Annotated in this window: 13 protein-coding genes; 6 read left to right on the top strand and 7 right to left on the bottom strand. The window is 43.1% G+C overall.

Annotated features, from left to right (window positions below):
• Positions 1-46: 46 nt before the first annotated feature.
• Entirely contained in the window at positions 47-604 is a 558-nt protein-coding gene (locus tag J3L18_RS04135) for a CAP domain-containing protein (protein ID WP_129569659.1), read from the top strand.
• 109 nt (positions 605-713) lie between these two features.
• On the opposite strand, the gene J3L18_RS04130 is transcribed toward J3L18_RS04135, so the two are convergent.
• From J3L18_RS04130 to J3L18_RS04115, 4 genes are all read right to left on the bottom strand, one after another.
• Positions 714-953, bottom strand: coding sequence for a DUF1456 family protein (locus tag J3L18_RS04130; protein WP_091162115.1), 240 nt, complete (start codon positions 951-953; stop codon positions 714-716).
• A gap of 24 nt (positions 954-977) precedes the next feature.
• Positions 978-2279 carry a DEAD/DEAH box helicase gene (locus tag J3L18_RS04125; protein ID WP_129569658.1) on the bottom strand — a complete coding sequence of 434 codons (1302 nt, stop codon included), beginning with the start codon at positions 2277-2279 and terminating at the stop codon, positions 978-980.
• A 147-nt stretch (positions 2280-2426) separates the two neighbouring features.
• Entirely contained in the window at positions 2427-2696 is a 270-nt protein-coding gene (locus J3L18_RS04120) for a hypothetical protein (protein WP_091162112.1), read from the bottom strand.
• A 54-nt stretch (positions 2697-2750) separates the two neighbouring features.
• Positions 2751-3428, bottom strand: coding sequence for a pseudouridine synthase (locus J3L18_RS04115; protein ID WP_129569657.1), 678 nt, complete (start codon positions 3426-3428; stop codon positions 2751-2753).
• A gap of 198 nt (positions 3429-3626) precedes the next feature.
• Here J3L18_RS04115 and J3L18_RS04110 point away from each other — a divergent pair, with 198 nt between their 5' ends.
• Positions 3627-4775 (top strand): acyltransferase family protein, encoded by a 1149-nt coding sequence (locus J3L18_RS04110; RefSeq protein WP_129569656.1) that lies wholly within the window; start codon positions 3627-3629, stop codon positions 4773-4775.
• 107 nt (positions 4776-4882) lie between these two features.
• Here the strand turns inward: J3L18_RS04110 and rlmF are convergent, their stop codons facing one another.
• Positions 4883-5845, bottom strand: coding sequence for a 23S rRNA (adenine(1618)-N(6))-methyltransferase RlmF (gene rlmF / locus J3L18_RS04105; protein ID WP_129569655.1), 963 nt, complete (start codon positions 5843-5845; stop codon positions 4883-4885).
• Between the two features lie 24 nt (positions 5846-5869).
• The gene (locus tag J3L18_RS04100; protein ID WP_208102504.1) at positions 5870-6340 is read right to left on the bottom strand and encodes a pyrophosphohydrolase domain-containing protein; all 471 of its coding nucleotides are present in this window, start codon (positions 6338-6340) and stop codon (positions 5870-5872) included.
• Positions 6341-6604: 264 nt separating this feature from the next.
• On the opposite strand from J3L18_RS04100, the gene J3L18_RS04095 reads away from it, so the two are divergent.
• The 3 genes from J3L18_RS04095 (at position 6605) to J3L18_RS04085 (ending at position 10788) form a co-directional block, all read left to right on the top strand.
• Positions 6605-6928 (top strand): hypothetical protein, encoded by a 324-nt coding sequence (locus tag J3L18_RS04095; protein WP_129569654.1) that lies wholly within the window; start codon positions 6605-6607, stop codon positions 6926-6928.
• Positions 6929-7209: 281 nt separating this feature from the next.
• A complete protein-coding gene (locus tag J3L18_RS04090) occupies positions 7210-9984 on the top strand; it encodes a TonB-dependent receptor (RefSeq protein WP_129569653.1) in 2775 nt (924 codons plus the stop codon).
• A 216-nt stretch (positions 9985-10200) separates the two neighbouring features.
• Positions 10201-10788, top strand: coding sequence for an RNA polymerase sigma factor (locus J3L18_RS04085; protein WP_129569652.1), 588 nt, complete (start codon positions 10201-10203; stop codon positions 10786-10788).
• A gap of 8 nt (positions 10789-10796) precedes the next feature.
• Here J3L18_RS04085 and J3L18_RS04080 read toward each other — a convergent pair whose 3' ends face one another.
• A complete protein-coding gene (locus J3L18_RS04080) occupies positions 10797-11351 on the bottom strand; it encodes a dihydrofolate reductase family protein (RefSeq protein WP_129569651.1) in 555 nt (184 codons plus the stop codon).
• 178 nt (positions 11352-11529) lie between these two features.
• On the opposite strand from J3L18_RS04080, the gene J3L18_RS04075 reads away from it, so the two are divergent.
• Positions 11530-12522, top strand: coding sequence for a FecR family protein (locus J3L18_RS04075; RefSeq protein ID WP_129569650.1), 993 nt, complete (start codon positions 11530-11532; stop codon positions 12520-12522).
• Positions 12523-12570 lie beyond the last annotated feature (48 nt).

Below are 12570 nucleotides of genomic sequence, written 5' to 3'. Positions count from 1 at the left end.
AACAATAATTTAAACCACAGGCGTTTAAAAATGTCAAAGCACTAAGATGAAAAAATTGATAGTATTATTTGCTACATTATTCTGGTTTGCAAATGCCTACAGCCAAAGCAGCAAACACTTTAGGACTGAGTTTTTAAACAGCATTAATGCTACACGCCAAAAAGGCTGCAATTGCGGCAGCAAATATTTCCCGCCGGCTCCTCCCCTCACCTGGAATAATGATTTGGAAGATGCAGCCATAGGGCACGCTAAAGACATGGCCCGCAAAAGCTATTTTAGTCACGATAGCAAAGACGGCCGCAGCATGGAAGACCGCATAGTATACGCCGGTTATAAATTCAAAGGGTTCAAAAGTTTTGCCATAGGCGAAAACATAGCCCAGGGCCAACAAAGCATTGCAGAAGTGATGGATGGCTGGTTTAAAAGTGAAGGCCATTGCCGCAATCTCATGAACCCGGACTTTAAAGAAGTTGGCGTGGCAGAATATAAAACCTATTGGGTACAGGATTTTGGCGGCCGGACCTCATTTTCGGCTCAGCAACAAAAGTTGATTAAATCAGGGAGATACAGATTAATACAGGAAAAGCCTGTGGAAGGGCATTGATTATTGCCTGAACCGGGATTTTTAGGATTAAAGGATTGCCCGGGTTTATCTATCCGCTCACAAATCAAATCCTATAAATCCGGTGAATCACCCCAAATCCCGGTTCAGATTACTCCGGTTTTGGTTTTGGCTCCCTTGGGCCGCGTTTGTAGATAATGAGGCCATTCAGGAAATTACGCAGGATCTGATCGCCGCAGGGTTTAAAGTTGGGGTGATCGTCAGCACGGAATATGGCACCAATCTCGGCTTTGGTGATCCTGAAATTAACCAATGCCAAAACCTTGATGATATCATCATCAGTAAATTTCATAGCCACCCGCAGCTTTTTCATGATATCGTTATTGCTCATTATATATCTTTCTTTTAAACAAAATTACCTCGAAATTTCCATCTTCACCTTTTTGCCCTTAATTTTTTCGGCCTTTACCTGCTTTACTACACTTTCTATTTTATCGCGCTTGATAGCCGCGTACGATGAGTAGTCAAGCACTTCTATCAAACCAAGGTCCTCCTTTGCCAGTCCGCCTTTTTTAAGCAGCAGTCCTACAATATCCACCTTATTAACCTTATCCTTTTTTCCGGCAGCTATGTACAGCGTAAGCCAAGGCGATGCGGGCGGCAATATCAGTTTTTCGGGCAGTTCTTCAATCTGGGGCAATTGCTTTAAATATGGCAACTTTTCATCGGGTGTTAGCATCAGGTATGATGTACCTTTAGCGTTCATACGTGCTGTGCGGCCGTTACGGTGTAAAAAAGCCTCCTCATTATGCGGCAGCTGGTAATGTACCACATATTCTATTTCAGGGATATCCAGCCCACGTGAGGCCAGATCGGTGGTGATCAATAAACGGTGACTTCCGTTCCTGAATTTTAACAGGGCGCGTTCCCGGTCGTCCTGTTCCATACCGCCGTGAAAAACATCGTGCTCCAACCCCTTGTACCAAAGCAGCTCGCTGATCCTGTCAACCGCTTCACGGTGATTACAAAACACAAGGGTTGCTTTATTACCAATTTTACAGATCAGGGCAAAAAGTGCATCCAGTTTATCGGCAGCTTCGGATATCACCGCTTTTTGTTTAATATCTGGCGCCGAAGTAACATTACTTAAAAAGTTCACTTCAACAGGTTTAGCAATCCCTGTAAAATCCGGGATCTCACTCATTTTTGTAGCCGAAGTCAATATCCGCTTTTTAACAAGGGGCAACTGCCTGATGATATAAGCCATATCCTCCTGGAAACCGAACTCAAGCGCTTTATCAAACTCATCGAGAATGAGCGTACGTACAGTATCAGTACTAAAATTTTCTTCACGCAAATGAAAGGCAATCCTCCCCGGCGTACCAACCAAAACTGCAGGCGGATGTGAAAGATTATTCCGTTCAATTTTTACGGCATGGCCGCCATAACAGCAATTGATCTTGAAACCTGTACCCATAGATTTCCAAACCTGCTCAATTTGTAAAGCAAGCTCACGCGAGGGCACCAGGATCATCACCTGTACTGTGGTAACACCGGCATCAAGCAGGTTAAGTAAAGGCAATAAAAAGCCAAGTGTTTTCCCCGAGCCCGTAGGTGATAAAAGGATTACATCACCTTTTTTAGCGGCACTAAGCGCGGCAAGCTGCATGGGGTTAAGGGCAGTTATGCCGAGGTTACTCAATGCATGATCAATCATGGTTTGTTTTTGTTGAGGCGCAAAGATACGGTAAAATTTCCCCGGGGGACCGATTATCTGTATCGGCTTAGCTATTAACTTAACGGACTAAAAAAGCGGGAGATTGTGCGATTTCCTTCCCGAGAGGGGATTTTTCCCTTTAGCTTCTTACTCCGCCACTTCCGTTTTAAAATTATGCTTAATAAACCTTGCAACCTTTTTAGCTTCCCGATGGGTTAAATTTCCCATACAGGTATATTCCCATTCGTGCATATGATCGTCAAAAACAATATCTCCAAGATCTGTTTCCCCTTCACTTAACCTAAATACGCCAGTTGCATACACATTTGTACCGGGTATCAGCTGCTGCACCGCTTCAATGCCGATCTGGCGTATACCATCTTCGGTATCCAGATCATAGATCACCGACTTTTCCATCTATCAACTACAATATTAAGCCCGTTTTGTTTAAATAATTACCTTAAGACTGGCTTACCAGCTCATGATCTCCATAACCCGGGTAAATTCGGGTTGAAGTGCAGCTTTGATCGTTATTTCTTCGCTGGTTATGGGGTGCTTAAAATTTAACTGCGATGCATGCAGTAGCATGGTTGTCATTGCCCATTGCTCTAAAAACAACTTATTCTGTTTGTTACAGCCGTGGGTGCGGTCGCCTATAATTGGGTGAAAAATGTGGCTCAGGTGCTTGCGTAATTGGTGCATACGCCCGGTTGCAGGCACAGCCTCAACCAATGAATACCTTGAAGTTGGATGTTTGCCAAAGGCGATATCAAGTTCTGCCCTTTTTAGGGTAGTGTAACTGGTAAATGCATCCTGCAAAGTGCCATTCTCTTTGCGCAGCGGGTAATCTATATCTTCCGCATCAGGTGTATGGCCCCTTACTATGGCCAGGTATTTCTTGCTCACCCGGTTTTCCATAAATGCCTTTTGCATGGCAATCTCTACCTCTTTATTAAAAGCAAAAAGCAGGATGCCACCGGTTTTACGATCGATGCGGTGAACAGGGTTAACTTTCATGCCAATTTGATCCCGAAGCAATTGCAGGGCAAACTCTGAAGCATCGGCTGCTATGGGCGACCGGTGAACCAGCAATCCATGGGGCTTGTTGATGGCAATCAGGTGTTCATCGCGGTATATGATCTCTAACATGGGCATAATTACAAGGCTGCGAATTTACGGCAGCATTTTGGATTTATTTCCGAAATCTTTCCATCGCAGAAACGCATCACATTAAAATACCTCACAAAATCTTTTTAAACAGCTTTTAAAAGTTATTGATGTAAAAAAATAATTTTAAATAGTATTGCTTTTCCTATCTTTAGTTCATACCTAAATACAATTAAACTAATGGCTACCACAGCAGACCAGGCAAGTGCTAAACAAGCCGACGATATTAACGCGGCGCGCACCCGTTTATTTTCATTGGACGCCCTCCGGGGATTTGATATGTTTTGGATTATGGGCGGCGAAGAGATCTTCCACGGCATGGCCAAAGCCACCGGTTCACCTTTCTGGGGCGCTATTGCCAACCAATTTACCCATCCCGACTGGAATGGTTTTCACCTGTATGATCTTATCTTCCCGTTGTTCCTGTTTATGGCAGGCGTATCAACTCCATTTTCTGTGGGGCGCGAACTGGAAAAAGGCAAAACACGCCAGCAATTATTGCTGCGCGTTATAAAAAGGGCATTTATTTTAGTGTTGCTCGGCCTTGTGGTAAACAACGGGTTAAAAATTATGCCTGTTTCAGAGATCCGGTTTCCCAGCGTATTGGGCCGTATCGGTATCGCCTATATGTTTGCCAACATCATTTACCTGTACAGTACCGAGCGCTGGCAAATGTTTTGGTTTGGCTTTTTCATCATCGGCTATTGGCTGCTGCTTAAGTTTACCTCCGCACCGGGCTTCCCTATGGGCGACCTGACCATGAAAGGCAACTTTGCCTCATACGTTGACCGCAGCATACTACCGGGCCGGTTGTATTTAGGCATCCACGACCCTGAGGGACTTTTTTCAACCATCCCGGCCATCAGCACGGGCATATTAGGCATCCTTACCGGCCTGTTGCTAAAAAAAGGCGGCGTTACACAAATGCGCAAGGTAACTACCATGGCTGCAGTAGGTATCATCTTCCTGATCCTTGCACAAATCTGGAACCTCGATTTCCCGATCAACAAAAACCTGTGGACAAGCTCATTTGTGCTGCATGTAGGCGGTTTAAGCTTATTATTGATGGCTTTATTTTATTATATCATTGATGTAAAAGGCTATCAGAAATGGGCATTTTATTTCAGGGTGATAGGCATGAACTCCATTTTGATTTATATTTCGGGCCATTTTATTAAATGGAGTTATACAACCGAAGGCTTTTTTGGATGGATAGGCCAGTTAGTAGGCGATCCATACAATATTGTAGTAATGGCTATTTGCTTCGTAATGGTAAAATGGGCGTTTTTGTATTATTTATATACCAAGAAGACATTTTTGAGAGTGTAAGCTGAACCTTGATTGAAAGGATTTTAGGATAACCATGAATTAAAAAGCATCAAGGCTATCCTAAAGTCCGGCAAATCAAGGTTTAAATATCACGGCATCCTTTAATCCTATAAATCAGGGTTCAACCACATTTTCTGCTCCTCCGGCGTTAAATAAGTCCAGGCCATGATGCGGCTTACCTTTTGGCCTTGCGACATATTGATGGTTTGCACATCTTTTACGCCTTCTTTTTGAAGGGCATTATACAAGATCCTGAGATTTTCTTTTTTTGAAACCAGCGTGGTAAACCATAAAACCTGTTTTTCAAAGGCCTTGCTTTGCGCGGCCATCAGTTTCAGGAATGCAGCTTCGCCCCCGGGATACCACAACTCGGTATTTTGGCCGCCGAAATTAAGTATAGGCTGTTTATCTTTTCGTAAACCCAGGTTATCCCATTTACGGGCCGAACCGGCAGCAGCTTCCTTAGCCGAAGCGTGGAAGGGCGGGTTACAGATAGTAAGATCAAATAACTCGCCGGGTTTAATGATCCCTTTAAATATATCAGCCTTCTTGCTTTGCTGCCTCAATTCAACAGCAACCTTTAACTGGCTGTTTTGCTCAACAATACTTTGTGCGGATGCCATAGCCTCCAGGTCGAGTTCTGAGCCAACAAAGTTCCAGCCATATTCTTTGAAACCTACTATGGGATAAACCAGGTTAGCGCCTGTTCCGATGTCAAGTACACGTACTTTCCTGCCTTTGCGCACAACACCGTTGTTAACAGAAGCAAGCAGATCGGCCGCATAATGGATATAATCGGCACGACCAGGTATAGGCGGACATAAAAAACCTTCGGGAATGTCCCAGTAGTTTATATCGTAATGATGTTGCAGCAATGCCTTATTAAGTGTTTTTACTGCTTCCGGATCGGCAAAATTAATGGTAAAATTATCATACTCATTGGTACGCACAAATGGCCTCAGGGCAGGCGTGGCTTTGATCAATGCTTTAAAATCATACCCCCCGCGGTGTTTATTACGCGGGTGCATATTGGTTTTAGCCTGAGGCTGATTGGATTCTTGTGCTGACAATGGAATAGTGTTTTTAGTTTATGATTAACCCACAATACCATTCAGATAGGCAGGCGAATAATTGATAGATTTTAATGTTTTATGATCAGAGGTACGGTACACCAGGTACAAACCGTCTATCTCTTTATAGTATGCATCCGTACTGGCCGTATTTTTATAGTGTTCGATGGTTTTCTCAGCCTCTTCAACCGTTTTGCAGGCTTTGCTCATATTGGAGCGGTGCACTTCATCAAACAGTTCTTTAAACTTTGAGCCCAGGCCAAATTCAAGTACTGCTCCTGATAATACGTATTGCAGATCACAGAGGGCATCAGCTACTTCAACCATGTTATTATCATTAACAGCCTGCTGCAGTTCTTTTAATTCTTCGGCAATCAGTTCGATACGCAGATCGCAGCGTGCTCTTGAGGGTATTGCAGGTTTTTCAATTATAGGGTGCTTAAAAGTGGCATGAAATTCGGCTACCTGGGTTAATGCACTTAAATCTTTGATCATGTTGTTTTAGGGCAATAAATAAACGGCTAAGTTAAGAATTAACCCTAAGGCTTTCAAAAAATTAGTAAAGCCGTATTAGGCCAAGGGTTATAAAACAAAAAATAAATAAAGCAACAACAATTAATAGCGTTGATTATCAATTAATAAAAATTTAACATAAATAGTAGATGTTAACATAAACATAATATTAAAACCACATTATATTAACATAACTTTGCAACGCACAGAAAAAAATGTGCTTCACCCGATCTCTAATCCATTCACATGAAAAACATAAAAGATAAAGCCGCTACTAAACAAGCCCGTAAAGCTCTTAAGAAACAAATAAAAGAGAAATTAGTTATCCAGATTGAAACCCTGGTAAGTGAATTTGGCCCCGATGCCGGCAAAGCCAAAAAAGCTATAGACAAAGCTGCAAAAAACCTGGCAAAAATATTGGCGGCTAAATTAAGTCCTGAAGCACACGCCGCTCCCGCTGAACCCAAAGCAAAAAAAGAGAAAAAAGCAACCGACGCTGCACCAATTACTCCTGCAAAAGCGCCTGCGAGCAAATCGATAAAAGATACAGAGGCGGAAAAAGCCGTTTAGTTAAAAAAAACAAACAAATAAAAGACGCTCAATCCATTTTTTAAATTCAAAAAAGCCAATTGTTAACGGGTTAAAACCTTTCAACAATTGGCTTTTTTTATTACTTCAACAATTAGGCATAAAAAAACACAATTAGGTCAATATTTTTAATACCAATTACCTAAAACAGCAAATTTAGAGTGCAAACATTCCAATAAAATTGATTTTATATTGATAATTATTCAATAATTATTAACTTACGTTAAAATTAACATTATTCAAACAGCCATAACTTCCGTTTTATGAAGAAAATTTTACTATTCACTCTCATTTTGCTAACCATAACTCCCCTATTGGCATTAGCACAAAAGAAAGCTATAACCGGAATCGTTACCGATGCAGCAAGCAATGCACCAATGCCCGGGGTATCGGTACATATAAAAGGCAGCAATTTAGGTACAAGCACCAATGCAAAAGGGATATACACCATTTCGGCAGCAGCAACTGATGAACTGATTATAAGTTATACGGGCTACAAAACCATAACAGTTGCCATTAACGGGCGCTCTAAAATTGACATCACCATGGTTAGTGATATAGCCCAATTAAATGAAGTGGTATTAATAGGTACACGATCTGCCGGGCGGGTAAAGCTGGAAACGGCAGTTCCGGTTGATATTGTTAACGTGGGTAAAGCGGCATCGGTAACCGGTCGTATGGATATCACCGACATCCTTAACTACTCGGCCCCATCGTTCAACTATAATAAACAATCGGGTTCGGATGGTGCCGATCACGTTGAACTGGGTACCTTACGCGGCCTCGGTCCCGATCAAACACTTGTATTGATAAATGGTAAGCGCCGGCACTCCACTGCTTTCGTTTCGGTATTCGGTACGCGTGGCCGCGGTAACTCCGGTGTCGATCTGAGTTCTATCCCAACAGCATCTATCGACAGGATCGAGATCCTCCGTGACGGAGCTTCGGCCCAATATGGCTCTGACGCTATTGCGGGTGTTATCAACCTTGTTTTAAAGAAAACCACCGGCGTGTTTAATGCCAATGTTGGTTATTCTGGTTATTATGATCCCGCTTTTAACAGTGGTAAAAGTGTTGTTGCGTCTCAATACCCTCACGGGGGTGCTATTGATGGCAATGGTATCACTATTGATGCCAACTATGGTTTAGCGCTCGGCAAAAACGGCGGTTTCATCAACTTTACGGGCGACTATGCCAAAAACGGCAAAACCTTTCGCCAAACGCATGATACCACAACCTCAAACCCTAAAGCGCTGCCTATAAACCCGTACAGGCGTGCCAATGGCGATGGATCGGCCGAGAGCGGCACATTCTTTTTCAACCATGAATCACCTCTTGCCGGTACCCGTACAACCTTGTACAGCTTTGGTGGTTACAGCTATAAGGCATCTGACGATTATGCCTTTACCCGTAATTTCTCTGGCCGTCCTGAACGTTTCCCTACCGACAACAGCGGCAAAATGATCCCGGTGAGCGGTATCATTTTTAACACCCCAGACGGCGAATCATATTACAATCCCATTATCCGTACACATAATACAGATCTTGCCATTGCCGTAGGCGCAAAAGGCACCCTAGGCAATGCCTGGGACTGGGATTTGAGCAATAATATTGGTAACAATAAGTTCCACTTTTTTGGCTATAAAACATTTAATGCTTCTTTAGGGGCTGATAAAACCAATTTTGACGACGGCGGATCGGAGTTTTTACAAAACACCAGTAACCTGAACATCAACAAACATTTTGGCAATGTAATGCAGGGCCTTAACCTTGGTTTTGGCGGCGAATACCGTTACGAGCGCTATAAGATCTTTTCGGGCGAAGAGGCATCCTACAAAAATTACGACCCGACCGGTGTAAAAGCGGCAGGCTCACAGGGATTTCCAGGCTATCAGCCCGGTGATGTGGTAAATGCCCACCGTTCGGTAGAAGGTGTATATGTTGATCTTGAAGGCGATATCACTAAAAAATGGCTGGTCGATTTCGCTAACCGTTATGAACATTACAGCGACTTTGGTTCAAACTTTAATACCAAACTGGCCACCCGTTACAAAATCACCGATAACTTTAACATCCGCGGTTCATTGGGAACAGGCTTCCGCGCACCTTCATTACAACAGATCAATTACAGTTCAACTTTTACCAACGTACAGGGCACTGTGATATCTGAAGTTAAAATAGCCCCTAACTACAGCCCCATCACCAAAGCAGCAGGCATCCCTAACCTTAAACAGGAAAAATCAAAAAATGCTGGTTTAGGCTTTACCTTTAAACCGATGCCTGAGTTAAGCTTTACTGTTGATGGATACTATATTAAAGTTACCGACCGCGTTGTGCTTTCTGGCCAGTTCAGTGCCGATGACGAAACCCTCGACCCTACATTTACCAATGCCCTGAAAAACCTGCATGTAAGCTCTGCCCAGTTTTTTGCCAATGCTGTAAACACTACCAATAAAGGGTTGGACGTAGTTATTGACTACAACAAAACCATTGGCACCAACAGGTTCAGGGTACTTTTTACAGGCAATTTCCAAACCATGAAGATTGACAAGGTAAACTACCCGCCTATACTTGGTACTACCCCTGCCCTGCGCGAAACATTTTTGAGCGAGCGCGAAAAGAAATTTATCCTGGCATCGGCCCCCCCTCAAAAACTTAGCTTAAACCCCGAGTTTAGCCACAAAAGCTTTACCGTAGGTACCCGCTTTACTTACTTTGGCAAAGTTGTGATTGATGGCTATGGCGACGGTACAACTCTTACACCTACCGTACCAACCGATAATGGTTCGGCACAACTGCCCGACCAATATATTTACAGCGGCAAAGTTGTGAGCGACCTGTATTTCGCTTATAAAGTGGCAAAATCGGTTCGTGTATCTATCGGAGCGGATAACATTTTTAACGTACATCCCGATCTGGCTTATGTAAAGGGAGCTAAGGGATGGGCTTATAACAACGAACCATCAGGCCCGTTTGATGCCGTACAAATGGGCGAAAACGGCCGCCGCTTTTTTGCCAGGGTAGGCTTTACATTTTAAATAATTAACTGAAAAACTATTAACTGACTGATTCGATACAGGTCGCCCCGGTTGTGGGGCGACCTTTTTTCATTTTAGAGGAGATTCATAAATATTGATAGCTCTGTAACTTTATATGTTGATTAAACTCTAAACTTGTAAACTGTTAAAACATGTTAAATAGGTTCAAAAAATAAGATTTTGCAATCTATTTAACATAGCATTGCAGATGAAATAATGCCTGTACCAAACCAGCACATAGCCCACACGGACGAACAGTTATTACAGCTAATGGCCCGCGACAACCGTGATGCCTTTACCGAGCTGTATAACCGGTATTGGGATAAAACCTTTGCTGTAGCCTATCACCGTTTAGATGACGAGCATGAAGCCGAAGAAGTAGTGCAGGAAGTATTTTTAAGTATCTGGCAGCGCCGGGCAAGCCTTAAGTTAACACATACCATGGCTACGTATCTTTCGGTAGCCATTAAATACAAGGTGATCAATCATCTTGATCGCCAGTACAGGAAACAACAGCACCTGGATGAACTCGCTTTTACCTCGCCCGAAGCAGACGACAGCACCATTCAATGGCTGGAGGAAAAAGAACTGCGCCAACGGCTTAACCACAACATCAGCCTTCTGCCCGAAAAATGCCGCATCGTATTCCTGCTTAGCCGCGATGAAAATAAAACCTATGCCGAGATAGCTGCTGAACTGGGCATATCACAAAAAACCGTTGAAGCGCATATGTCAAAGGCACTAAGTTCGTTAAGGCAATCGCTGGGTATTTCTCTGCCGGTGCTAATTTTACTCCTCAGCTAATATACACTTCAGTTTTTAACATAATGAAGCGCGATACAGCCCGATTCAAGGATCTTTGATTCAATTAGTTTTAAGCCTACATTTTCCTTTAAACCTACGGCTTCCAGCAAACTTCTCCCCTCGCCTACAATTACGGGATGTATAACATAATGGAACTCATCAACCAAACCAAGTTCAATGAGTTGTAAGGGCAGGTTCACACCTCCTATTGAAATATTACCTCCGGCCTGTTGCTTCAGTTTGCGGATCTCGTCGCCAGGGTTTGCTTGACTAATAACAGAGTTTTTATCGTTGGTGCCGGTCAGCGTCCGTGAGAAAACAAGTTTTTCAATACCGTCAAATGCCTGTGCAAATTCTTTTTCCTCTTTGGTTGATAAAGGATCTTTTGCGGCATCCGGCCAATACGGAACCATAAGCTCGAAGGTTTTACGCCCGTATACAATCAGGTCTACATCATCCATAAGTCGGGTAAAATGTTCTAATATATCCTTGCCACCGCTAAATTTGGCATGGTCGCAACAACCATCTAAGCTTAGGTTAATGCCGTAGATTACTTTTCTCATTTGATTGGTTTTAATTGGCTTTTTTAAAATTAGTAAATTTTCAACCGGCATAACTTATACAGATCTTTATCTCACCAAAAAAGAAAAAAAAGATAGCGGTAAATATTTTTCATTTTCCACTAAGGGTATCTGCTTCCATCACTGACTATATGTGCAAAAGGTTGAAAGATCAGGCACAATGGAAAACAACACCTACAACGTAAGGGAGCTCGCTCATAAATTAAAACAAGGCACCATCAGTGCTAACGAAAAAGCCTGGCTTGATACCTGGTATGCTGGTTTTAATGATGAAGAAGTATTGTTATCTGCCTCGAAATACCAAAATCCTGAGCAGCTGCGGGAAAGTATTTTGAGTAAGATAACCGCGCAAATGGAAACACCTGAACAACCTGTACGTAAGGTATTTACCTTATGGCGAAATATAGCTGCTGCAGCGGCTGTGGTATTACTGGTTACCTTTGCCGCGCTTTACAAAAACCAGGTATTGGAAGTTATTGATCCTGCCAAACAGATCGATCTGGTTACAGCTCCGGGCAAACACCGGCAAATCAGTTTGCCCGATGGCACCCGGATCTGGCTTAGTCCCGGCAGCCGCATCAGTTATCCAGATAAATTCAGGACTAAAGAACGTTTGGTAACACTGGAGGGCGAGGCGTTTTTCGACGTAGTACATGATGAGGACCATCCATTCGTTATCCAATCGGGACAGCTTAAAACCGTTGTATTGGGTACCAGCTTTAATGTTAAGGCCTATCCCGACCAGATTATCTCTGAAGTTACGGTTATCAGCGGAAAAGTGGCGGTGCAGGAGCATAACCTGCCCAAAAGCCAGCAAGCCATTATGGTACTTAATCAACGGGCCTTGTATAACAAGGCTGACAGATCGTTAATTAAGGAAAATTATCCCAATGCCTCCAAATTCCTTTCACAGCGCACCGGTTTGTTCAGTTATGACGGGGCGTCACTGCAAACCGTGGTTGACGACCTGTCGCATCAGTATGGTATCCGCGTAAACCTTACTCCGGATATCACCCAAAACGGTTTTTACGGCCACATCAACACGAATGAGCCGATCGACAAAACGTTTAACAAACTTTGCGCCGTAATGGACCTTCGGTGGAAACGGGTCGAAAACCAATATTTCCTGCAACCCTTATCATCCAACAATTAACCTTTTCATTCTAAAACATCATCCCTAAAAAGGAAACAAACCACACCA

Source organism: Mucilaginibacter gossypii (assembly GCF_017569325.2).
In the GTDB taxonomy this organism is placed as follows: Bacteria; Bacteroidota; Bacteroidia; order Sphingobacteriales; family Sphingobacteriaceae; genus Mucilaginibacter; species Mucilaginibacter gossypii.
Note: the sequence above shows the minus strand (reverse complement) of the source record. Positions and strands in the feature narration are given on the sequence as shown.